The organism is Dyadobacter sp. CY261 (genome assembly GCF_021440085.1).
Classification (GTDB): Bacteria; Bacteroidota; Bacteroidia; order Cytophagales; family Spirosomataceae; genus Dyadobacter.
Map to the genome: position 1 here is coordinate 39,976 of NZ_JAKCPW010000005.1, position 23,779 is coordinate 63,754.

At 46.3% G+C, this 23,779-nt stretch carries 18 protein-coding genes; 12 read left to right on the top strand and 6 right to left on the bottom strand.

The window, feature by feature from the left end; genetic code table 11:
- Positions 1-72: 72 nt before the first annotated feature.
- Both rfaE2 and LZD49_RS15295 read left to right on the top strand, forming a co-directional pair.
- Positions 73-561, top strand: coding sequence for a D-glycero-beta-D-manno-heptose 1-phosphate adenylyltransferase (gene rfaE2, locus LZD49_RS15290; RefSeq protein WP_234668446.1), 489 nt, complete (start codon positions 73-75; stop codon positions 559-561).
- An 8-nt stretch (positions 562-569) separates the two neighbouring features.
- Complete coding sequence (locus LZD49_RS15295; RefSeq protein WP_234668447.1) at positions 570-1,244, top strand: zinc metallopeptidase; 675 nt, start codon at positions 570-572, stop codon at positions 1,242-1,244.
- A 109-nt stretch (positions 1,245-1,353) separates the two neighbouring features.
- Here the strand turns inward: LZD49_RS15295 and LZD49_RS15300 are convergent, their stop codons facing one another.
- Positions 1,354-2,529, bottom strand: coding sequence for a VCBS repeat-containing protein (locus LZD49_RS15300; protein ID WP_234668448.1), 1,176 nt, complete (start codon positions 2,527-2,529; stop codon positions 1,354-1,356).
- A gap of 159 nt (positions 2,530-2,688) precedes the next feature.
- On the opposite strand from LZD49_RS15300, the gene gcvT reads away from it, so the two are divergent.
- From gcvT to LZD49_RS15335, 8 genes are all read left to right on the top strand, one after another.
- Positions 2,689-3,771: a glycine cleavage system aminomethyltransferase GcvT gene (gcvT, locus tag LZD49_RS15305; RefSeq protein ID WP_234668449.1), complete on the top strand. Its 1,083-nt coding sequence runs from the start codon at positions 2,689-2,691 to the stop codon at positions 3,769-3,771.
- 33 nt (positions 3,772-3,804) lie between these two features.
- Positions 3,805-4,515, top strand: coding sequence for a 2-phosphosulfolactate phosphatase (locus LZD49_RS15310; RefSeq protein WP_234668450.1), 711 nt, complete (start codon positions 3,805-3,807; stop codon positions 4,513-4,515).
- 23 nt (positions 4,516-4,538) lie between these two features.
- On the top strand, positions 4,539-6,512 hold the full coding sequence (locus LZD49_RS15315) for a hypothetical protein (protein WP_234668451.1): 1,974 nt from the start codon (positions 4,539-4,541) through the stop codon (positions 6,510-6,512).
- Positions 6,513-6,521: 9 nt separating this feature from the next.
- Positions 6,522-8,351, top strand: coding sequence for a two-component regulator propeller domain-containing protein (locus tag LZD49_RS15320; protein WP_234668452.1), 1,830 nt, complete (start codon positions 6,522-6,524; stop codon positions 8,349-8,351).
- Positions 8,352-8,400: 49 nt separating this feature from the next.
- Positions 8,401-9,045, top strand: a complete 645-nt coding sequence (locus LZD49_RS15325) for a uridine kinase (RefSeq protein WP_234668453.1) — start codon at positions 8,401-8,403, stop codon at positions 9,043-9,045.
- Between the two features lie 29 nt (positions 9,046-9,074).
- Complete coding sequence (locus tag LZD49_RS15330; protein WP_234668454.1) at positions 9,075-9,788, top strand: hypothetical protein; 714 nt, start codon at positions 9,075-9,077, stop codon at positions 9,786-9,788.
- Between the two features lie 131 nt (positions 9,789-9,919).
- Positions 9,920-10,072 (top strand): lasso RiPP family leader peptide-containing protein, encoded by a 153-nt coding sequence (locus LZD49_RS36080; RefSeq protein WP_409021328.1) that lies wholly within the window; start codon positions 9,920-9,922, stop codon positions 10,070-10,072.
- A 32-nt stretch (positions 10,073-10,104) separates the two neighbouring features.
- Positions 10,105-12,039 carry an asparagine synthase-related protein gene (locus LZD49_RS15335; RefSeq protein WP_234668455.1) on the top strand — a complete coding sequence of 645 codons (1,935 nt, stop codon included), beginning with the start codon at positions 10,105-10,107 and terminating at the stop codon, positions 12,037-12,039.
- Positions 12,040-12,049: 10 nt separating this feature from the next.
- Here the strand turns inward: LZD49_RS15335 and LZD49_RS15340 are convergent, their stop codons facing one another.
- Complete coding sequence (locus tag LZD49_RS15340) at positions 12,050-15,400, bottom strand: C25 family cysteine peptidase (RefSeq protein WP_234668456.1); 3,351 nt, start codon at positions 15,398-15,400, stop codon at positions 12,050-12,052.
- A 13-nt stretch (positions 15,401-15,413) separates the two neighbouring features.
- Entirely contained in the window at positions 15,414-18,368 is a 2,955-nt protein-coding gene (locus LZD49_RS15345) for a C25 family cysteine peptidase (protein ID WP_234668457.1), read from the bottom strand.
- A 304-nt stretch (positions 18,369-18,672) separates the two neighbouring features.
- Between LZD49_RS15345 and LZD49_RS15350 the strand changes: the two genes are divergently transcribed.
- Positions 18,673-19,269: a collagen-like protein gene (locus tag LZD49_RS15350; protein WP_234668815.1), complete on the top strand. Its 597-nt coding sequence runs from the start codon at positions 18,673-18,675 to the stop codon at positions 19,267-19,269.
- Between the two features lie 256 nt (positions 19,270-19,525).
- Positions 19,526-21,052 (top strand): malate:quinone oxidoreductase, encoded by a 1,527-nt coding sequence (locus tag LZD49_RS15355; protein WP_234668458.1) that lies wholly within the window; start codon positions 19,526-19,528, stop codon positions 21,050-21,052.
- A gap of 49 nt (positions 21,053-21,101) precedes the next feature.
- Here the strand turns inward: LZD49_RS15355 and LZD49_RS15360 are convergent, their stop codons facing one another.
- From LZD49_RS15360 to LZD49_RS15370, 3 genes are all read right to left on the bottom strand, one after another.
- Entirely contained in the window at positions 21,102-21,692 is a 591-nt protein-coding gene (locus LZD49_RS15360) for a Uma2 family endonuclease (protein ID WP_234668459.1), read from the bottom strand.
- A gap of 107 nt (positions 21,693-21,799) precedes the next feature.
- Positions 21,800-22,645: a sugar phosphate isomerase/epimerase gene (locus LZD49_RS15365; protein ID WP_234668460.1), complete on the bottom strand. Its 846-nt coding sequence runs from the start codon at positions 22,643-22,645 to the stop codon at positions 21,800-21,802.
- A 6-nt stretch (positions 22,646-22,651) separates the two neighbouring features.
- Positions 22,652-23,734 (bottom strand): VCBS repeat-containing protein, encoded by a 1,083-nt coding sequence (locus tag LZD49_RS15370; RefSeq protein WP_234668461.1) that lies wholly within the window; start codon positions 23,732-23,734, stop codon positions 22,652-22,654.
- Between the last annotated feature and the right edge of the window lie 45 nt (positions 23,735-23,779).

Below are 23,779 nucleotides of genomic sequence, written 5' to 3' on the forward strand. Positions count from 1 at the left end.
TTTTAATAGTCCCGGTAATTGGAAATGGAGTATGTTAGATTATCCATTTCTTAAATCCATATTGTTTTTACAATGAACTTGACTGAAAGCAAAATCCTGAGATTAGACGAAGCGGTGCCTACCGTGGAAGCATGGCAAAGAGCCGGACAAAAAGTTGTTTTCACCAATGGATGTTTCGATATTGTACACCTCGGGCACATCGATTACCTCGAAAAAGCGCGCGCACTTGGCGATAGATTGGTACTCGGCCTGAATACCGATGCGTCGGTAAGCCGTCTGAAAGGGCCTCTCCGCCCGGTTGTGAATGAGTACGCGAGAGCCCGTTTGATGGCAGCGCTTTCCTTCATCGATGCTGTCATTTTGTTCGACGAACCGACGCCAAGTCAGTTGATCGAAGCCGTAAAACCTGACATTTTGGTAAAAGGAGACGATTATACGATCGAGAACATTGCTGGCGCGGATTTTGTTTTAGGTAGAGGAGGTGAGGTGAAGACGATTGCTTTGGTACAAGGTTACTCGACTACCGCACTGATCGAGAAAATAAAACAAGGATATAAATAGCAATAACTATGGGACTTTTGATTGCTTTGATCGTAATGGGCGTCAGCTTTTACGTGCAATGGCGTTTGAAGAGTAAGTTTGAAGAATATTCACAAGTGGGATTGAGCAATGGCATGAGCGGTAAGGAAATCGCGGAAACCATGCTTCGGGAAAGCGGCATTTACGACGTAAGAGTATTGTCTGTGGAAGGCCGTCTTACCGATCATTACAATCCCCAGGACAAAACTGTGAACCTGAGTCCTGATGTATATTACGGACGTAGTGTAGCTGCTGCGGCTGTGGCCTCTCACGAATGTGGGCACGCGGTGCAGCATGCAACTGCTTACAGCTGGTTGCAATTCCGCTCGCAAATGGTACCATTTCTAAGCATTGCCTCGCAATACATGCAATGGATCATTCTGATCGGTGTGTTGCTGATCAATACTTCCATCATTCCGCTCGCAATCGGCGTGGCGCTGTTTGCGGTGACGACCTTGTTCAGTTTTATTACGCTGCCTGTCGAATACGATGCCAGTAACCGCGCATTGGCATGGATCCAGAAAAACAGGATTGTGAATGAGAAGGAATACGTGATGTCCGCCGATGCATTGAAATGGGCAGCACGAACTTATCTGGTAGCTGCTATCGGTTCCCTGGCCACTTTGCTTTACTATGTGAGCCTGCTCATGGGGCGACGGGACTGAAAGTAGTTTATGAGTTTAGAGTCAAAAGTTTAAAGTTGATATTGTTGTCAGCCTTCGCTTGCGGAGGCTGACATTTTTTTGACACTTTAAACTCATAAATTCTGAACTCCTAAAAAGATTTCTTCCTCTGGTTCCAATACACCACAAGATTATGCGTCGCCCGCCCGGAAGCTATGATATCCAGATCTCCGTCTCCATCCAGATCAGCCGGGATTAAGTCCTCGCAGGCCATTTTGATCTTTTCATCCAAAGTATATTCCGTCCACTTTTTGCCCTCGGCATCATTTCCAACATAAATTCTTACTCCGGTTTCGCCTGATACATTCGGGTTGCGCCAACCCATTACAACCTGGTCGCGGCCCTGGCCGAAGAAATCGGCGCAGGCCAATGCGTGGCCTTCCTTAATGCGGTCGGTGAGGACGGTACGACCTTCTTTAGTATATACGACCAACTCAGTTCCATGCATGGGCTCAATAGTCGCTGTGAATAATTGCTTTTTACTCAAACTTCCCGTTCTGATCTCTCCTACTCCGGCTCCCGGCACCATCCAGTTGCCCGACGGCGCCCAGCCATCGGCTCCATCCAGAAAGACCTGCACCCCTTCCTTTCCGGCAATGGATAATCCGGCCATTCGTCCGGGGATTTCCATCGGCTGAAAATTGTGCGTCATATGCATTTCGGTTTCAATCAGGTTATATGGCCAAATGCCCTTTCTGTTTTCGGGAACGTCAAAAACGATTAGCTTCACACCTGCTCCTACACCGCCTGTATTCCCTTCGCCATGCAATGGCAAAACGGCCAGTTGAAACGCGCCATCGGCTTTCCTTACCCAATGCATCCGGTGGATCGTCACCTCGTGGTGCAGGCGCACCGGCTCCCAGGGCCTGGTACGATCATCGGGAGATACCAAATAGAACACAGCGCCCGACAATTTCAAATCCCTGGTCTCGGAAGGGTTCCAGCCAGCGCCTACTGCCACTTCCACTTTACCGTCGCCATCGATATCTCGCGCGGCAATGCAGACGTTGTCCTGCTCGGTCAAGTCTTTCGCGATGACGTAGCGTGTCCACTGCCCGTCTTTCTTCCCGGGATTTTTATACCAAACAATTTCCTTCTTGTCGGCCAGGAGAATATCAGTTTTGCCATCGCCGTCCACATCGCCCGAGGCCACGCCATAGCCGATACTCACCTTGTCGTCGATCGTTTCGCCATTGAATGTGGCCGTTTGGGCAAAGGCTGTTCCTGCCATTAAAAAAGCCATCGAAAGCAATAGTCGTTTATTCATATCCTGAAAACCGGCAGCCGCCGATTGATAAATGTTTTACCCTATTTTTTAACAATATACTTCAAAAAGGACTCTACGGGCATTGAAAAAAGAGTTTTTTGTGTCGCTTTAATCGCCATTGCCTACTTTTGTAAATTAATGTGAAACCATATACCGTTCATGAAAACAGTCCCTTTACATCAGCTCCATGTCCGTTTGGGCGCAAAAATAGTCCCATTTGCAGGTTTTGAAATGCCTGTTCGCTACTCTTCGGATCTGGATGAACACCATACCGTCAGAAATGCCGTAGGTGTGTTTGATGTATCACACATGGGCGAATTTAGCATAAAAGGGCCTGGCGCGCTGGCATTGATCCAGAAAGTTTCGTCCAATGATGCGACCGCATTGTATGATGGAAAAGTGCAATACAGCTACCTTCCTAATGCGACCGGTGGTGTGGTCGACGACTTGCTGGTTTACCGCATTGCGGAGGACGATTACTTCCTTGTCGTAAACGCTTCCAACATTGAAAAAGACTGGAACTGGATCCAGAGCCAGAATACCGAAGGCGTGGCCATGGAAGACCTATCGGATTCTCTTTGCCTCCTGGCTGTTCAGGGTCCAAAAGCTATCGCCGCACTACAAAAATTAACCGACGTGGATCTCGCTGCCATGGAATATTATACTTTCAAAATCGGGGAAATGGCGGGTATTAAGGACGTCATTATCTCTGCAACCGGCTACACAGGCGCAGGAGGTTTTGAAATATATATTAAGAATGCAGATGCTGAGCAAATGTGGAACGCCATTTTTGAAGCGGGTGCCGAATTCGGTATTAAACCAGTTGGGCTCGGTGCACGCGATACATTGAGACTTGAAAAAGCATTCTGCCTCTACGGCAACGATATCGATGACGAGACTTCACCACTGGAAGCAGGCCTTGGCTGGGTGACCAAGTTTACAAAGGATTTCGTCAATTCCGACGCATTAAAGCAGCAGAAGGAAGCCGGTTTAAAAAGCAAGTTGATCGGCTTTGAAATGATCGACCGCGGTATCCCGCGCGGACATTACGAGCTATGCGATGCAGTGGGTAACAAATTCGGAGAGGTAACATCAGGTACACAGTCACCGACTCTGCAGAAAGGCATTGGTCTGGGTTATGTGCCCACGGCATTCAGCAAACCAGGCACAGAAATTTTTGTAAAAGTCCGTGACCGGTTGCTTAAAGCCCAGGTTGTTAAAACCCCATTTGTTAAAAGTTAACCCTCTCCATTTTTAAGTTCGATTGCATTTTTTATGAAACAACTTGATGTTTGTCTTACCCCGGATTTACTTCATCTGCACAAACTGGATAACTCGATAGTGGTGGTAGCCGACATTTTCAGGGCTACTTCCTGCATGGTAACAGGCCTCGCGTATGGTGTTAAAAGCATTACGCCTGTCGCTAGTATCGAGGAATGTAAATTCTTGCAAGACAAAGGATATATAGCAGCAGCCGAGCGGGATGCCAGAAAAGTGGAAGGTTTCGATCTCGACAATTCCCCTTTCAGTTACATGCACGAAAGCCTCATTGGCGCACAGGTAGCGATGACAACCACAAATGGCACTTTATCGATCGCAAAAGCAAAATCATCGGCTGTAAAAGTGATGGTGGGAGCTTTCCTGAACCTTGGCGCATTGGTCAATCACCTGAAAACCGAGCCTTACGATGTGCTGGTACTTTGCGCAGGCTGGAAAGGCCGTCCGAATTTGGAAGACACGCTTTTTGCCGGTGCTTTGGCCGATGCTTTGAAGGATCAATTTATGCTTTTGGAAGACGGAACTTTGATGGCGCAACGTTTATACCAGCAAAGTCGTGATAACTTGCTCGCCAGCGTCTCGAATTCGTCACACGTGCGCCGCCTGCAAAGGCTGGGCATTCAGAAAGACATTTCATACTGCCTGCAAACCGATCTCTATGATGTGGTTCCTGTCCTAAGAGGCAGCACGCTGGTTTCCATGAACTAAAATACTTACTCAATCAAAACTGCATGTTCCGATTCGTATTTGTCATTTTTCTAGGGTTATTTATGCTGTCCGGCCATGTCGAAGCGCAGCGCAGAACCTCTTCTCCAAGAAGGCAGCTTATTACCCCCAAGAAAAAGGCTCCTGCTCCGGCCAAACCTCAGGCAACCGCCGCGCAAGACACGACAAAAAGCCAGTCGCCCCCCGTCATTCAGGACAGCTCTACTGTGACAAAGGACACACTTGCTGTTCCCGCAGGCCATGCGGACGCATCATCAGACACATTGACGGAGGCCGCCGCCGAAGCCAAACTACCCAAAGAGCCTAAGGCTGACAGCATTCATTCCTACAAAATCACGATCGAAGACATTTCGTATCTTTCGGTTTGCCCCGGAACCAACATTACAATACCTTTCAAGGCAGAAGGACCGTTTGACGAGGATAACACCTTCATCGTTCACATTATAGATGCAACGGGAAAATCAGTTCCTATTTCGCTCCCGGTGAAAAAAAGCCCGATAAAGGCCGTGATACCATCCTACAAAGTAGGCGGTGAAGTATATCGCATTCAAATTATCGCTTCTATTCCTGTGGTAAGAAGTCAGGAAGTGCCTTTGAGGCTTCTGCAAGCCCCGGCAGCGAAAGTCGACCTGATCGACGGAACGCAAACCGTGCGCATTATGCCGGGACAGGAAGCGCATTTGCGCGTGCACCTGACAGGAGCGGCACCCTGGTCATTTCGCCTTTCGGACAGTACTACCGTGCTTCAAACACTTTCCAACCCACATTATATTACGGTCAAACCGAACGACGTGAAAGCTTACCGGGTAACCGCCGTTTCTAACGCTTGCGGCAGCGGCACTACTTCGGGTGAGGCGATTGTGAATGTTAACAACAATCCGGAGCCTAAACTGGAACTGAAAGAGATCGAAAAAATAGCGAAACTTTGTGCAGGTGTGCCTTTTCAGGTGCCATTCAATGCAACCGGAAAATATAAGGAAGGCAATAAATTTATTGTTCAAATCGCTGAACGCAGCGGTGCATTTAAAAATATTTCAACACCCGATTCAACTGGTTTCATCACGACGCAGATCCCTGATAGTTACAAACCAGGCGAATATCGGCTGCGCGTGACCTCCACTGCTCCGTATCTGGTAAGTCAAACCGCGAGCATTTCGATCTTATCGCCTGCCGTTGCAACACTCCAGAAAGATTCTTTGAGACTTGGTGAAAATGAATCGGGTATGCTAACCGTCAAATTCACAGGCGGAGGCCCATGGTTTGTGCTGCTTTCGGATGGAACTTACGAAAACAATATTCAGGAATCGCCGCACAAAATTAAGGTCAAGCCTTTTTATGATACTAATTACCAGATCACGTCTGCGGGCGGTCTTTGCGGCGTAGGCAAGTTCTCGGGCTTGGCAAAGGTGACCGTGAAAAGTCCTCCGGCAAGTATTACGCTTGACAAACTACCTCAGAACATGGTTTGCGCGGGCTCAACAATCGATATTCCTTACAAAACGGAGGGACGTTATAATCCTAACAACAAATTTACCGTCCAAATGACGGACAAATCAGGCCGGTTTGTGAATCTGCCTACCACGGTTACACCTACTGCCATGCAGGTTAAAATCGCTGCGGCATCACCGGGAGACACCAGCAAAATCCAGAAAATACGCATTGTTTCCTCTTCCCCTGCCGTGTCAAGCGTCATTGAAGAACTGGAAGTGATTGCTCCTGACAGAGCGGTTGGAGAAGTTTCCGGAAGAGGTACTATTTCGGCGGGACGTACTACACGTATTCAATTACGGTTTAAAAACGGGCTGCCGCCATGGTCATTCACGCTTTCGGATGGAACGGCGATCAACGGCACATTTCTGAATCCTTACCTGATTTCCGTCTCGCCAAGCAGCACAACAGAGTACACGATAAGTTCGCTCAAAAGCGGATGTGGTGCGGGCACCGGGCGCGGCGCGGCTGTCGTGACGGTAGAAAACTAGCATTGGGCTATGCGCAAAGCGGGGATATTATATGTTTTTATAGCCATTGTGTTCGGGCCGGCGCGCATCCTTGGACAGGTTCTGCCGTTAGGCCAATGGCAAAGTCATTTTAATTACCTCTCGGCAAAGCAGGTCATTCAGGCAGGAACAAAAATCTACTGTACGTCCTATAACGGACTTTTTGCCCTCAACCCCGACAACGGCGAGACACGTATACTTTCCAAAGCCGACGGCCTGAGTAGTACAGGCGTCAGCGCCATGGGTTACCTCCCGGAATCAAAACTGCTGTTACTGGCATACCGGAATGGTATCATCGACTTTGTTTTTCTCAACGAACAATCCGAACCCGACGAGATCGGAACCTGGGATCTCTTGACCAGCACCCAGGGCTTACCTGTCGACAAAGCGATCCGGCGTATCATTTTCAGGGACGACCTTGCCTATATCGCAACCGGATTTGGGATCATGGTTTTGGATACCCGGCTCCGCCAAGTTGAGGAAACTTACCGATATATAGGCACCAACGGTGCCCAGGTGGCTGTCAATAGCCTTGCGTTTTCCGGCGATTCCCTTTTTGTGACAATTTCAGAGGGCGTTGTGCTGGCAACCTCGATGCGACCAGAAGTGAATAGGCAATATTTCGCAAACTGGAAGTCCATTCCGGCCCCAGGAAAAATTTCCAGCATCGTATCCTTTTCAGGCGAGACTTACGCGGCAGTTCAGGAAAAAGGAATTTTTCGATATAAAAATGGCAACTGGACGTCCGTTTATACCAGCAGCAGTCCCGGCCTTCGTATTCTTGATGCGGGAAGTACGCTAATTGCGACGAACGGCAATGCGATCATTAGCATCGACCAGGCAAACAATTATGTCATAACTACAAATCCTTTGTTTCGCGACATTAGTTCAGGATTTCGTTCCGAAACAAATGCGTTATGGATTACGGATCAAAAAAATGGACTTTTCACCAACTATAACTCAGATTTTAAACAGGTTTCCCCAGCACAAGCCGATACAAGCATTTCACTCAGGCCAGATTCGCTGATAACCGATCTCAACGGCTTATCATGGGCACGCCTGCCCGAGGCATTGGGCGGCGGCATTCTGGTTAGCAATGCAGATGGTTCCCGAAAAAAGATACTTTCGACGTCAATTGGAAATGGTAGCCTACCGGCATCAAAAATCAATAGCATTGCCCTTGATCGGGACGGGTATGTTTGGTTTGCCAGTACAAAAGGAGCGGGATATTTCATTCCGGATGGCGTGTTGGAAGCTGGTCGTGTTGATGCCATTCTGCCTCTTTATGGACAGCGCAGGCTTTTCAACAATGAAGAATGCACCGCACTAGCTGTGGAACCAGGTAACCGTAAATGGATTGGAACGCGTACCGGCCTGCATCAATTCAGTGCCGATGGCACCGAGCTCATCCAAAAATTCACTATGGCTGACAGCCCCCTTCCATCCGATGTCATCCGCGCACTTCGTTTTGAAGCAGAAACCGGTCTGCTTTTTGTTGACACACCTGGCGGCATGGTTTCTTATCAGAGCGATGCCAAACAGCCTGGTGACCAGTTGGAGAACATTACCATATTTCCGAACCCTGTTCGGCCAGGATATTCCGGCTCCGTCGGGATCAGCGGGATGACCGGGCAATCAATAGTCAAAATCACTGACCTTGCTGGCCGGCTGGTCTTTGAAACCCGCTCAGAAGGCGGCCTGGCGTCATGGAACCTCAACGACTATACGGGACGCCGCGCGAGAGCCGGAATGTACATTGTATTCGTCGTGTCCGCCGATGGCTCCGAACATCAGGCAGGCAAATTGGCAGTTATTAATTAAAACCATAAATTAAGCCAGGCGCTGATACTAAAAGGCGCAGCATGACCATATGATGTCAGATCAGGAAAAATCGCCCTACATTGTCGGTATTACCGGTGGGAGCGCATCGGGCAAGACCTATTTCATGAAAAATCTCATCAATGCGTTTGGCAAAGATGACATAACCCGCATTTCACAGGATAACTATTACCGGCCGATCCACGAGATTCCCCGGGATGAAAACGGTGTAGAGAATTTTGATTTACCCGAAACCATCGATCACCATCTCTTCGCTGAACATATTGCCGTACTGAGAGCCGGACGCACAGTGCAGCAAAAAGAATATACTTTCAATAATCCACTTATCCAGCCTGAAATCCTGATTTTTGAGCCCAGGCCCATTATTATTGTCGAGGGCATCTTTGTTTTTTACTTCCCGGAAATAGCCCGGCTTATCGATTTAAAAATTTTCGTCGATGCCAAGGAGCATGTTAAAATAAAACGGCGGATTATTCGTGATAATAACGAGCGTGGTTACGATCTCGACGATGTATTATATCGTTGGGAACATCATGTCGCTCCGACGTATGACAAATTTATTCTTCCTTTACGGGCCGAAGCCGATGTGATTATTAACAATAACTCGCGTTTCGATACCGGTTTGCAAGTATTGATCGGTTTTCTAAAGGGGAAATTGGAGGGAAAGCATTATTAGTAACATATCATCACGTAATAATTCGGGCAATGAACCAAACTGTACGCACAATATTTTATCCCTCGCTGATTGTACTATTTGCCTCATGTGCAGCGCTGGTATCCTGTGAAAAGGACACGACAGATCCTGTCGACGTTTATGCATATTATCCGCTCAGGGTGGGTTATTATCAGGTATTTGAGGTTAATGAAGAGGTTTACTCGACCGGACAGACAGCACCCGTGGTAAAAAAATGGCAGGAGCGCGATGAGGTAGAAAAAGTGATCTCCGATTCCGCCGGCGTCATAACCTATCTTATATCGAGGTCCGCCAGAAACTCAACTGCCGATTATTGGCAGAAAACCAAAGAATATACGGTACAAAAATATCCTGACAAATTACTGACCAGCATTGATAATCAAACCATTTTCTCACTCGTTTTCCCGGTGGACACGCGCACGAAATGGAACGGGAATATGTATAATGATCTGGATAAGGAAGAATATTATTACGAAGATGTAAATCAGCCCATAAAAATTGGCGACCGTTCTTTTAATCAATCATTAACGGTTATCGAAAGAAATGATACTTCAATTATCAATAAGTACAAAGGCGTAAAAATTTACGGAAATGGCGTCGGGCTGCTGTCAGACGAACAAACAGACTTCGAATTTTGCCAAAATGAGGAATGCATTGGATCCGGACAAGTGGAATCCGGAACGCATAAAACAAGGAAAATCATTGATTTTGGGGACAGGCAATAGTCAACAGGTGAATACTTCGTTTAACGGAAACTTGTTTTTTTCATATTCAGGGTCCCGAAAGTTTGGTTTTTAATTTTCTGTGACTAAATTTACATCGGATACTGGTATTAATCATTTATAACCTATAAACAATGAGAACAGTGATAACGCACTCTACACAGACAAGAAAGTCTTACCGCAAGCCGGTTTTGAACAAATTAGGAAATGTTGCGAAGTTGACTAAAGGTAAATTCGGAGGTAGTTTTGACATTAAAGATGGTCAGAAGACTTTCAACCCAGACTGATTAACTAATTTGGTGCAGATACCTTTCTTCTGATGGCTTTTGAGGGTTTTTTTTTCATCAAGTCTGAAGGATACAATAAAGAAGTTATATCTGCCAAATATCGCAAAGCAGTTTTCCTACATAGTGGTTATATCGGCATAGATGATGAGCCACTGCTGAAAAATAGAATTTATTCAGTTATAGGAAGCGTCAAAAACAACTCGGGAGAGACAGAAATTGTGAGCAATAAAGCTCACAATTTTGTCTCTTCTTTCTTTTTAAAAGCTACTGTTGATACAATCGGGGCACTTGCTTTTTTTGACGAACGGACAAAGCGTCTATCATTATCCAGAGAACTCTTCGGGCTTTGCCCACTTTACTACCTGGCTGTTCCCGATGAGTTTATCGCGTTTTCAACTGATCTGCGAAGTTTGGTTACGAATGAAAATGTCAGAAAGCACATTTCAATAGATCATCAGCGCCTGGCGTCCTACGCTACATTTTCACATGACGGCGGCGCTATCTATTCGGAAGATACCTTTTACAAAAATGTCAAGTCGGTTCTTCCCGGGCACACGCTCGAACTAAGTCTCAACGGCGAGAAGAAAAACACCCCTTCTTTCACACTACGCCCGTCAAGATGGTCTCATTTAAAAACCGTAGAAGAGTTTGGCGAGGAGTTCCGGCATCGATTCATTAGGTCTGTTAACCAGTGCATTAACGATCCATCACTGTCTATCGCCTCACATCTAAGTGGGGGACTTGATTCCAGCTCGGTAACGAGTGTTGTGAGATTCCTTTATCCTGAGCGAGGCCTGCACACATTATACAATAATTCAAATACCATTGATACCGACGAAAATCTCTTTGTTGACGAAGTAGCAAAAAAGCTTAACACGACACACCATGAGATTTTGCAATCCGAAGAGGATTTTAGCATATTATCTTCACATGTGGGATTAGGTGCCCAACCGTCATCCACGCTGGTAACGCCATCTTTTACTACCAGCTTGCTGCAATATGCCAAAGACCTGGGCTGTGATGTGGTGCTAAACGGAAGTGATGGAGATTCTATCGCAGGAAGTGGGCTAGAACTTATCATTTATTCTTTTCAAAGGCGCGATTGGGCGCTGGTAAAAGATTTGCTTAGAAAAAGGGTCAAGTATTATACCCACGCGTATAAATATCCCGGTTGGAATTCTTTTTCCGAGGAGAAGAAATACCATCTCGTTCTACAGAACTTCCTTTATGCCAGAATAACGTCAAAACTTCTATACAGCTCCCCCGCAGAGTTTCGAAACTTTTATGCAGATGTATCAAAAAATTTTCCCGTCTCGTATCAGTACTTCCTTACGAGGGGAATAGGGAGCATTTTGAATAAATTCCGCAAAAGGCAGATTAGACCATCGGCTCACATATTTAGAAAGGAGTTTATCGCCGAGTTTGGCTTATCCGATGATAACCTGCAGTCTATGGACGGATTGATGGAAACTGGTGCCTCGGCAGAGCAAATACAAGCGTTGCGAGACGTATACAACGCCCAGACAATGTTCTCCAATGAGCAAAGTTTCTTTTTAAGCAAACATCACGGAATAGCCGACGCCTCTCCATTTTACGACAGTGACCTTTTCGAGCTATGCCTCGCTGTACCCGATGTCATGAAGTTCGGGGATGGGATCGGGAGAAGTCATTTTCGGCAAGCAATGAAGGGAATATTGCCGGAAGAAGTCCGGTGCAGAAGTACAAAAACACATGTGGGACATCGTGCACAGGATGTAATATCCAGGATGTATCAGCAAGCTACAAGTCTTTTGGGTGATTCAAACGAGATCTGGCATTACATCGACCCTGCAAGTTTTGCACATCAAATATCTTTGCTTAAAAACGACAAAGTCCCGTATACACACAAAATGAACACTTGGTTTCATATTGCGCGAACTATCTCCATCGCGCTTTGGCTCGAATGGTTAAATGAAAGTAAGACATAGAAGGTCTTGACTACCGTAGCAACACAAGCTTACCTGTAAGTGTCTTCACCGTATTTCCCGATTCTCCTGCCAAAATGACCTTGTAAGTGTATAAGCCCGATCGCTCCAGATTGGGAGTCCAATACCACACATTATCTGGCGACAAGCTTATCAAGCCAGCCTGAAAGTCTCTAACAACGGTACCTAGGCTGTTATAAATAATATATCTTACCGACTTTACTTCTGCACGGGAAACATTCCTGATTTCAAATTTGGCATAGGATAACGCAGGATTCGGGCTCACAATCATTTCAGGTCCCGACGGATCTTGCTCCGCTACTTTGAATTTCACACGGTAAGTAGCCGGACTGACGTTTCCACTACTATCACGAACATTTACAAGCATTTCGTAAACACCTGGCACCAAATCAGTAGTCGACAGCTTTAATTCGAAAGAAGTTTCATCTACAGAGCGCAATTCAATATTTGACTTCGAGTATTCAACCTTATTGAAATCGCAGGAGTCTGTACCGCATCTCTTAATGAAAATGTCTACCAAAGACGTATCAGGTGAGAATCGACGGTCGTCAGTGGCAGTAACCAAAATTTCCGGATTGGGGGTAAAAGTCTGATCTTGGCGAGGAATTTGCGAATTAATTTTTACTGTTAGTAAAGGTGCTATCAAGTCCTTCGCAGACACCAGACTTTCCCCTTTGATCGCATCCCAATTGAATGAGAACATTGTAATATTATTCTGCTCATTCAGCTCAACAATGCTCTTTTTGGGGTCGACAGAAATCCTAACGGATTCTATGTTCTTTGTGTTAGCAAACGACACATTAAGCGTATCGCTGAGTGGAAACGATTTCACCAGCAATTCCCTAGTAACACTGTTCGCCTTCGACAAATACGTAATTTCAACTGGTATAGTAAGTCCTGAAACGTTTTTACCCAAATTGGATACCACTATCCCCACTTTGATAGAATCCGAATTTTCGATCGTCTTGTCCGGACTTTCCGAATACAATGTAAGCCCATCAACCGGGTTTACGGCATAATCGGGCTTGTCGAGTGTCACCAGTTTGAGTACCGGGTCACCTTGCAGCAACGATTGATGAACGTTAGCGACGTTGTACCTATCGTTAGCCTTCGACACGATCACTTTTGCAACCTCGAGTTGTATTTTTCCGATCGGCATGTGGTACGTCTTCTCATTGACAAACATAGCCGCGTAAAGTTGTTGCAAATAGTTGGACGACGGGCTGACAAAGCTCTCGAACGAGTTTGCAATTACTGCAATGGCGCCGCGCTTAGGTGCTAACATCCAGTCCAGCGACAATGTGATACGGTCACTGGCCGTAGGGTTAGGTGGATTTAAATTAAAGCGGCCACTAAAAATGTTACCAACCCCGCACCCATTGAAATACATCATCGGATACTTTCCACGGTTGTTATAGCCCCTGGCAGCATCTGTGATATAACCCATATCAAGGTCCGTAAGAATCGGAGATCCATGACCAAAATAGGTAATCAATCCGACGCCGGTATTGACATTTTGTGTGATGTTGACTGATTCCACCTCTGCCATAGCCCGCTGTTTTACATACGGCGTCACCTTGCCTCCCATCACCCCTGTCTCGACATTGGGAACAAGATCAGCGAGAAGATCCCGCAACTGCGTGATTTCACCGACATTTTTACCACCATTTAAATGGAGTACATTCTTCCTCCATCCATATTCGCCATCTGAATTATCTTCATACTCTTTTACTTTTTCAAGATAGTCTAGTACGTTCTGATTCGTAATGGCTGCAAATCTTCCAACCGGAACCGCTGGAACGTCCCGGGGCGCTCCGGCAAGACCATCGACAAGAAGAATGTCCGATCCCGGATAACCCACGGTCGGCACTTCGTCAGCCAGTTCCCTCTTCATCCGCTCTACGCGTGTGGTCGACTTGCCGATTAGGAAAAGATTCTTATCCGTTCCTCCCTCATTCAGCATATATGCCATGAACTTCCTGATAGCCAGCGGGCTCGGCTCTCCGTAGTTGAACTGATTGTAAATATCGGTAATCTTAACTACAAGCGGCCTAAAAGCACCTCCTGCGACGGAAGCACGATAGGTAGCATATGCATTCGCTCCATCGGCTAGGTTTTCGGACGTCACAATAATGTAATTTGTATTTTTGGGGCTAAATGGTATGAAGGTCATCGCCTTCATCTTGGACGCTGCCACATCTGTCACCTCGCTGGTAACAAGTATTCTTTGCTTTTTACCGATCGTGCGCGGAACCATCAGATTCTCATAAGATCCCTCAAGAATAGCGGGATTATCGTCATCCGCCATCGCTAGCACCCTGGATCCGGCTGTAACGCCCTCAATTCGCAGACGGCTCCAAGCCGAGGTTGCTTCGGCTGCCGACAACCTGAATTCTTTAGTTTTGGCAGTATTCATGTTCAAAAGCTGCCGGTAGCCTATTGAAAAATAAGCCAGAGAAAAACCATCGTATTTTTCGGCGCTGACGCTCTTTAAAGTAAATATTCCCTTCTTCGCATCGTCGACATCACCTGGAGCCAATGCAAATGTGTATTCGGAGCCCGAAAAGCCAGCATTGCTGATCAACCCAACTTTACGCAGGGATTGCGCATCTTTCCCTATGTAGACTTCAATATTGCGTGTGTTATTACTTCGTCCATGAACCAGAAGTTTTACCCAAGCATTGCCTAGATCACTGGTCTGGCCTGTCAAAGTGAAAGCGTTAGTGAGTGTTGTTGCAACTGCCTGAAACTTACCAGTCCGGCTGGCACCTAATTCGAAAAAGCTATTGAAAAAGTCAGCACGGTTTGAACTTTCCGCACTTAGCGAATAGTCTGTTTGAAAGAGAGAGGTGATGACTTCATCATGCGCAGGCAACACTGTAAGCTTACTATCGGGCGCCTGGTTAATAACCGGTGCTCTTTTGCCAGCTTCATCTGCATTGGTAAGGAAATAGGCCCCCTCGTCCGAATACAGACTGAAGTATGGATTCAGACGAGAGCTCATAGGCCTGTAAAGTAAAGAATCGCTTGCACCATCGTTGGGAAGGGCATAAAATAAGATCTCCGTTTTGGATGCACTTAACAGCGATACCTGTTTGCCTCTTCGCCAAAGCTGCAATTTTTCCGGCGCTATCACCTGAAATTCTTTGGGCAGTGAAGCAACCGCAATTCTGTGCACTCCTTTTTTAGTAATTCCTATTTTGACATAAGGTTTACCATAGCTGATCCAATTATTGGCATACGGGGCCGTCCATTGTGCGGAGGCATCTTTGATACTTAAGCAGCCAAGGAGCAACAGAATAATAGAAACTAAAAGCGCTTTTTTGGAATAGACAGTGTGCATCTCGCTCAGAAACTTATTTTTTAATTACTTTTTTAAAGTAGACATCATTATTTGATGTTACTATTTTCAACGTGTAAGAGCCTGTTGGCAAATTCGATAAGTCGGCACTATCTCCTGAACCAGTTCTTCTGATTTTACCCGAATTGTCCACAACACTCCATTTAGACAAGCTAACGGGCGCGTCGATCCGGATATTAAATACATCAGAAGATGGATTTGGGTACACTTTTAACAAACTCGTCCCTTCCCGCTCTACGGAAACAATCCTTGATAATGTCGACTTTCCTTCCACTTCATTACCCTCGGCATCGATGCTCGCCACATCTACTTGTTTCAAACGGTAGTAACTTACGCCGGGAAGTGGCTTGCTATCGCGGAAAGTGTAGGTCGTTTCAACAGATGTATTGCCTTTGCCTTCAATTCTGGCCAGCGTTTCAAAGTTCTTTCCGTTATAACTTCTTTCGAGGACAAAGTGGCTGTTATTCGTTTCGGAAGCAGTTTTCCACGCAACATCCACCTGGTCAACTGTTGCAAGTTTAGCAGAGAACGATACCAAATCCACAGGAAGCCCACCTTCGGTAGAAATTAGAACCCTCAAAGCAGGATCTCCCAACAGCAATGTCTGATGGATCTGCGCCTGGTCCGCAATATATTCGATGTTCAGCCGGGCATTTTCATACCCCACTCGGTAACCGGCGCTCAGTTTCGTTTGAAGCGCAACATCTTTCATCATCTCACCGATGCTCTTCCGGTCCTTATCGCTTTGATTGAAAATTGCAGCGTAGATCCGCTGTAGATAGTTATTGCAGCTGGATGCATATCCAGCCCATGTATTGCCAAAAACTGCTACTGCGCCTTTATTGGCGGTCAGCAGCCAGTCGAGCGACTGAGGGCGCGAAGTGGACTCGTTAACTGTTGTGGCAAAGTTGTTCGAGAAAACGTTCAGGATGTCACATCCATTGTAGAACATAATCGGGTACTTGCCTGGATTGTTAAACTGTTTTGCAGGGTCCGAAACGTAACCGAAGTTATAGTCGGTACGGTATGGAGCACTATGTCCAAAGTATGTGATCATCCCCACGCCAGGGTTTACATATTTGTATAACGTATCCAACTGCTGCCCGTTAAGCGGGTCCGATAGATCCGTTCTTTTCAATGCAACCACATTTCCCTTGAACTTCGCAGGGTTTGTTACCATTCCGGCTACATTGGCCAGGTTTGCTGAATGGTCATCAATTTCCGCTTGTGTCTTTCCCCCACTGAGATGTATGACATTTCTTTTCCATGCAATCCCTGAGCTGGTTTTTTCATAACTCTTGACCTTATCCAGATACGCCAGGGCATCTGCATTTACCACTGCTGGCAGCCGTCCTACTGGAATAGCGGGCACATCCTTTGGCGTCCCCTGAAGGCCTTCGATTAGAAGAATGTCGGAGCCGGGAAATGCAAAGGTTGGGACTTCATTAGGAAGTTCCTTCGTGATCCTGTCGTTACGGGTGACCGATTTACCCATTAACATCAAAAAGCGGTCTTTATTTCCGTCCGAAATCATGTAATCGACGAAACGTCTGATAGCCAGCGGGCTTGGCTCTCCATAATTGAACTGGTTATAAAGATCCCTGATTTTAAATACTCCGGTTTTGAATTTTCTACCGGGAGTTTCGACTTTGCGATATTTGGCAAGAGAATCGGATGCGCTCAGCAACACGTCGTTACTTATTATCAGATAATCGTAGTCTGCCTTATTAATTACACTAAATTGAGTTGAGGTGATTTTAGCTGGGGCTACAATCGTAGTCACATTGGATGCCCATAGTTTCAGGGGCTTTCCATTGGGCCTGGTGAAAATAAGATTATTAGCAGGCCCGTTGATGATCCTTACATTGTACGGATCCGAAACATCGTAAAATTTCGCATTTGATGCAGGTGTTGTGACAACGATCTTGTTTTTTGTTCCTTGTGCGGCAGCCGGGAAATTAAATTCATAGGATGCCAGACCCCGCATATCTATCTCTTGCTTGTAACTGATCGCATAATAGGTCACTGAAAAATAGTCATAATATAACGCCTGAAGCGGAGCATCTGATCTGAAACCAAGCCGTCCTTCATTCGTTGGGCTAAGATCTCCCGGCTGTACGGTAAATGAATACTCACCATAGTTGAAGCCGGAAACAGAAATCTGGCCGTCGTGTCTTAGGGTCGATGCACTCTGGCCAATATAAATGTGAAAATTCCTTGGATTCGCGCCGTTAGGAATGTAATCGGAACGACCAGCCATTAATATTTTTACTGTTACCGGATCATTCCCCACTCTCTTTTTGAGTGCAATAGGAAACGCACTGTAAATAGTATCCGCTGCATTGTCGTCAAGCGCTGTCCCGGTCCTTGTCTGCCCTTCTTCCATGAAGCTGTTCAAGTTGGTGGGGCGCAGGGATACCTGAGACGCATGTGTATATTGATTTGAATAAACCGTACGATCCATTCCATCATGAGAAGTAAGCACGTTGGCGCCGGTAGCATCACTGATCGTTTCCGTAACTGCCCTTTTGCCATTATCAGGATCGATAGTGAGAAAATAAGAGCTTTCGTCGGAGTACATGCTATAATACGGATTGATGCGTGAGCTTGTAGGCCGGTACAACAGGGAATCGGAAGATCCGTCGTTGGGTAATCCGTAAAATTCGATTTCAGTGGTATTTGCTTTAAGCAGCGCAACCTCCAGTCCGCGATGAAACAATCGTAATTTGGCAGGATCCGCGCCACTCAAAAATCCTGCTGGCAAGGTTACGCGGTGAACTCCCCTGACCGTGACGCCAATACGGAGCCATTTCTGATTGTACTTCCCTTGTAACCACTCATTTCCAAATGTCCCATTCCATGGCGTGCCCTGCGAGCATACTTCACCACAAACCAACAAGGATAAAAACAGAACAGAGAAGAAGGTTTTCGTAAAAGTAAATTTGTTCATAATGTATTTATATTATAGTGCTATAACTGGTAAAATAAATGACAATAAGCCTTTTATATACAATTCATGCATAAAAATATCATTTTTTCATGAGATGTTCCCTAATTTCTTATCCTTAAAAAAGCTCATAGCAACTTCCTGATAAATGGCATGATTTTATTGTTCCTTTTCATGAATATCGGGTACCGCCCGCTATGTAAACGTTTTTGATAAATGAACGCATATACGTTTCAGTTATAACAATTGTTATTTTTTCAGTTACTTTGCGCCATATGGCTTTATTTTAACTAAACTCATCTTGACTATGCTCAAAAAGTTAACATTTATCTTACCGATTTTGATTGCTGTAATTTTCGTAAGCTGCGACGGAGACAAAGGCGACGTAGGACCCGCAGGACCGGCAGGGGCACAGGGACCGGCAGGGGCGCAAGGACCAAAAGGGGACTCCGGAGTTAATGGAGAGGATGGCAAAGACGGTGTTGGAGCTTTGATGATTTCCTCCGGTCCAGTTAAAAGTTATCAAGGCGGCTACGTCTTAGGAAAGTCAGGTCTGACAGCTGCTGATTCTGTGCTAATCTCTAAAAGCGCTGTCCTAACCTATGTCAAAAGCCAAAACAGATACTATGCTGTGCCAGGTGTCGTGAAATTTGATACAGATACTAAGTTCACCAATTTCAACGCATGGAGCCAGTATTTCGATACCAGATTCTATGTGGTGGTCGACCCGATAAGTTGGTCGGAGGACCAAGCGACTGCTCCTGAGCGAGATTTTCAAGACGTTAAAGCGATTATTGTTCCCGCTGAAAAGTACAGGTTGAACGGCAGCGTCGACTGGACGGATTACGAGGCGACTGTAAAATCTCTGGGCGCAAATGTGCGCGTTATTACGGCTGACAAATAAAAATCAGGCGACGAACATTAAGCAAGAGAGGCAGCGCAAATGCGCTGCCTCTCTTGCTTAATGTTCGTCCATATTTCCAATTATTAAAACAATCCAAGTTTTAATTGCCCCCTGCAAAGAACTTGCGATACCTCTTAATTTTTATTTTTGGAATTATACTATTTTCGAAACAAATATTGTTAGGATGATTGTTACCTAATAGCAATTTGTACTTTTCCGGGCTTAGGCCCTCTTACCATATTTACTTTTTTTCGTGATGAATACCAAAAAGTCTTCAAAAACGAGCTCACCTGACGTGGTTTTGATTGGGGCAGGCATTATGAGCGCTACGCTCGGGGTTCTGCTAAAAAAGCTTAGTCCTTCCATTACCATTTCCATCTTCGAACGCCTTGACCGCGTAACCGCCGAGAGCTCAGATCCATGGAACAATGCTGGCACCGGCCATTCCGCCTTCTGTGAATTGAACTACACGCCCCAGCTGGCCGACGGTTCTATTGAAACCAAAAAAGCCGTCAAGATCGCCGAGTCGTTCGAAGTCTCCAAGGAGTTTTGGTCATTTCTTGTTGAAAATGGGGTGATCGATTCACCTGATACATTTATCCACAATATTCCACACCTGAGTTTTGTTTGGGGTGAAGAAAACGTAGAGTATCTCCGCAAACGGTATGAGGCTTTGACAAGCCATCACCTTTTTCACGGAATGGAATACACCGAGGAGAAGGACGTGATCGCAGACTGGGCGCCACTAACGATGGACGGCCGGAATGCAGACGAAAAAGTAGCCGCTACCCGTATGGAATTGGGCACCGACGTCAACTTTGGCGCGCTAACCAAGGCGATGTTCGATTACCTTGAAACGCAAGATGGTGTCAATCTTTTTCTCAATTATGAAGTAGATGATCTAAAGCGCAATAAGGATAATTCCTGGCAGATCGAGGTAAAAGATCGCGCAACGAAAAAGGAAAGTGGGGTGCGCGCCAAATTTATATTCATCGGTGCAGGAGGGGGCTCTCTGCCTTTGCTCGAAAAATCGAATATCCCGGAAGGAAAAGGTTTCGGTGGTTTTCCTGTAAGTGGTCAATGGCTCGTTTGCAATAAGCCGGAAATCATTGAAAAGCATCAGGCCAAAGTATATGGTAAGGCTTCGGTAGGCTCGCCTCCGATGTCCGTCCCTCACCTCGATACCCGCATTATCGACGGTAAAAAAGCATTACTATTCGGGCCATATGCCGGCTTTTCTACCAAGTTTTTGAAAAACGGTTCATATCTGGATCTCCCGCTTTCCATTAAGCTCAATAATATTAAGCCAATGCTTGCGGCCGGTTTGCATAACATTCCGCTGACAAAGTATCTAATCGATCAGGTAAGGCAGTCACCGCAAGATCGTCTGGAAGCATTGAGAGACTACTTCCCAGAGGCTAAACTGGAAGATTGGGACCTTGAAACAGCGGGACAGCGTGTTCAGGTTATTAAGAAAGATAAAAAGGCAGGCGGTGTTCTGGAATTCGGTACCGAAATGGTGACTGCTGCGGACGGCTCCCTGGCTGCATTACTAGGCGCATCGCCGGGCGCATCCACAGCCGTATCGATCATGCTCGAATTGATCCATAAATGTTTTCCAGAAGCCAAAAGCCCGGAATGGCAACGCGAATTCAAAAAGATTATCCCATCATTCGGAAAATCACTTTCAAAAGAAAAAGACCTGGCGATAAAAACCCGCGCATGGACTACCGAAGTGCTACATTTGAGCGCCTCGCATCTCGAAGCTGAAGTGACTGTGTGATTTACATATATTGAAAAGAAACCCCGGAGATTGACTTTCGGGGTTTCTTTTATTCAGCAAAGATTTCTGAAAGGTTGACGGCAAGATCGGGAAAAACGGCTGATTGCAAAATTTCACCAATATTTTTAGGATGTTGCCCCACAAATTTACCGTCCTGATCAAGCAAATAAACAATAACGTGTTCATAGTCTGGGTAGACAACCCAATATTCTCGTACTCCGCATTCTTCATACACATTGTACTTGTGGTTCATTTCCTTCGAGGTATTTCCCGGAGAAAGAACTTCAATTACCAGATCCGGCGCACCAAGGCAACCTCGGTCGTCCAGTTTTGACAAATCGCAGACTACGCAAAGATCAGGTTGTAGAACAGTAGTGATTTCCTGATTGCTTTTTTTGTCTTTAATCGGCAATCTAACATCAAATGGAGCTGCATATGCCCGGCATGGATTGCTTTTCAAATGACTCCAAATGAACCCGCTTAAATTGAATACAACCTCCTGATGCCGACGCGACGGAGCCGGGGACATTTTGTAAATGTATCCCCTAATCAGTTCCAAACGCTCCTTGAATTGCCACTTAAGATAGTCAGCGTAGGTGTATTGTTTGGTAAGATCCAGCTGGTCGAAACTTGTGATCATAAGCCTGTTCGTTTTCACAATAATACCAAATCCCTGCACCTATTCCCACTGCGGATGCTAAACATCCAGGTTGACTGTGCAATGGCACCAACCGAATGATCCACGAGCTAAAACGCCAGCGACCGCAAAAACCGCAGCCCGTCAACAGCAATCGCTTCTCGCGAAGGCTCCACTTGCCGCCAAATGGAAGCTGCTTTGGCTATAACTTTTACATCCGGCGTAAAAGATTCGATGACGATATCGCCTTGGTAATGGATGCGATCCAATGCAGCGAAAATGCGGTCCCAGTTGATCTGGTCATTACCGGGTGTACCACGGTCGCTACCAGATGCATGCAGAAGACCTAGCTTGTTACCGGCTTTTTTGATGGCAAGGGCCGGGTCTTTTTCTTCCAGGTTCATATGAAAAGTATCCAGATGTACTTGCAATGCGTTGCTGCCTACGTCTTCGATCATACGCAGAGCCTGATCACACGTATTGATAAAATCGGTCTCATAACGATTAAGAGGCTCAATAGCAAGCTTTACGCCGTGCATTGTTGCAAAATCAGTGAGCACTTTAAGATTATTCACAACAAGTTCCCACTGTTTTCGCTTCTCGTCGTCGGGTACCAGCTCGGCCCTGCCAACGGCCGAGTAAATCGGACCGGCAATCAGCTTGCTACCCAGCACAGGTGCGATGCGGATAAGCGCCTCCACATACTCGATCGCCGTTACCTGGTCTTTCCGCGTGCCACGCAAGTCACGCCCCGGACCTGTCGCCGCACATACCGACCTGCATTCCAGTCCTGCTTCGTCCAGTGCTTTCCTAACCAGTTGCGGATCAATATTCGCAGGATCCTCCAACGCTATCTCTACAAAATCGAAGCCCCAATCTTTAAACTGAGGAAAATAAGAGGTGCTTTCGTTCGTGAATGGTGAAGAAAACAGGTAGGTATTGATACCGAACTTCATTGATGTTTACTTCCCTTTTTGCTGTGTGAAAATGCGTACGCCTTTTTTGTTGCCGGTGACAATGTCCAGCAGTCCATCGCCATTCAAGTCTTCCACGGTAACGTGTAAGCCTACACCCGAGTTGTCATCAATATCGTGCCGGAGCCAGGTCGGGACCTTGCCTGGCTTGTATTCAAACCACGAAATGAATGCGGGCTCGAATTCGCCCGGATCGTTACCATTGTGTGCGAAATAGCGCTTACCGGTAATAAAGTCGGGATGCCCGTCGCCATTAAGGTCCTTCAATGTCAAACCATGCGTTTGAGATATGGTTTTATCGATGTCGTGATGGATCCAGACAGTCTCTTTTCCTTCCATTTTCTGCTCATGCCACCAGATGCCATAGTTGTGAGCGGAGGCGCTCAGGACGTCGTTCAATCCGTCGCCATTCAGATCCAGCACATACATCTGTGAGCAATCCTGCCCCAGATCGGCCGGATGAAATTTCCAGTCTTTATCCTTGGGATATTTGGCCGGGCCTTCCGCAGGTCCCTCCCACCAGCCGTTTCTGACCAGCACGTCCTTGCGTCCATCGCCATTAATATCGCCATAACCAATCCCGTGTGTGTACATATGCGTTGAATTGTTCGGATCGTTGCTGATGACGTATTTCTCCCAGGTCGTTTCCCCCTTTTTCGAAGGAGATTTCAACCAGATCACTTTTTTACCCGTCGGATCGTTGCAAAGCAGATCCGGCCGACCGTCACCGTCGATATCCACCAGTTGTGGCGACTCGTTTCCAACGGATGAATAGATGGTATGCATCGGCCAATGGCCTGGCTTGTTTTGTGGGTTTTCATGCCAGGCAGCTGCTTTGCCCGGCCAGTCGATACGGATCAGGTCGATCCACCCGTCCTGGTTCACATCCATTGCGAAATCCAGGAAAGAATCGCTGTAACTGCCATTAACGATGAACGAATCCGGTTTGGCCAGCTCGTGCGCCTTCCAGGACGGTGCCTCGAACCAGTAGGCTCCGGAAAGAATATCTTTTTTACCGTCTTTATTGACATCGCCCATCGCGGCTCCTTCTGCAATGAATTTTTTGGTCAATTCGGTCTTTTTGAAAGTGGTGGCCGATCCGCCTTTCGCTTTTGT

Coding starts and splice junctions, on each gene's coding strand:
- LZD49_RS15330 (WP_234668454.1), top strand. CDS start 9,075: ATGAACCAAACTGTACGCACAATATTTTATCCCTCGCTGATTGTACTA.
- LZD49_RS15340 (WP_234668456.1), bottom strand. CDS start 15,400: ATGCACACTGTCTATTCCAAAAAAGCGCTTTTAGTTTCTATTATTCTG.
- LZD49_RS15335 (WP_234668455.1), top strand. CDS start 10,105: ATGGCTTTTGAGGGTTTTTTTTTCATCAAGTCTGAAGGATACAATAAA.
- LZD49_RS15355 (WP_234668458.1), top strand. CDS start 19,526: ATGAATACCAAAAAGTCTTCAAAAACGAGCTCACCTGACGTGGTTTTG.
- LZD49_RS15295 (WP_234668447.1), top strand. CDS start 570: ATGGGACTTTTGATTGCTTTGATCGTAATGGGCGTCAGCTTTTACGTG.
- LZD49_RS36080 (WP_409021328.1), top strand. CDS start 9,920: ATGAGAACAGTGATAACGCACTCTACACAGACAAGAAAGTCTTACCGC.
- LZD49_RS15360 (WP_234668459.1), bottom strand. CDS start 21,692: ATGATCACAAGTTTCGACCAGCTGGATCTTACCAAACAATACACCTAC.
- LZD49_RS15310 (WP_234668450.1), top strand. CDS start 3,805: ATGAAACAACTTGATGTTTGTCTTACCCCGGATTTACTTCATCTGCAC.
- gcvT (WP_234668449.1), top strand. CDS start 2,689: ATGAAAACAGTCCCTTTACATCAGCTCCATGTCCGTTTGGGCGCAAAA.
- LZD49_RS15365 (WP_234668460.1), bottom strand. CDS start 22,645: ATGAAGTTCGGTATCAATACCTACCTGTTTTCTTCACCATTCACGAAC.
- LZD49_RS15315 (WP_234668451.1), top strand. CDS start 4,539: ATGTTCCGATTCGTATTTGTCATTTTTCTAGGGTTATTTATGCTGTCC.
- LZD49_RS15325 (WP_234668453.1), top strand. CDS start 8,401: ATGATGTCAGATCAGGAAAAATCGCCCTACATTGTCGGTATTACCGGT.
- LZD49_RS15345 (WP_234668457.1), bottom strand. CDS start 18,368: ATGAACAAATTTACTTTTACGAAAACCTTCTTCTCTGTTCTGTTTTTA.
- rfaE2 (WP_234668446.1), top strand. CDS start 73: ATGAACTTGACTGAAAGCAAAATCCTGAGATTAGACGAAGCGGTGCCT.
- LZD49_RS15350 (WP_234668815.1), top strand. CDS start 18,673: ATGCTCAAAAAGTTAACATTTATCTTACCGATTTTGATTGCTGTAATT.
- LZD49_RS15320 (WP_234668452.1), top strand. CDS start 6,522: ATGCGCAAAGCGGGGATATTATATGTTTTTATAGCCATTGTGTTCGGG.
- LZD49_RS15300 (WP_234668448.1), bottom strand. CDS start 2,529: ATGAATAAACGACTATTGCTTTCGATGGCTTTTTTAATGGCAGGAACA.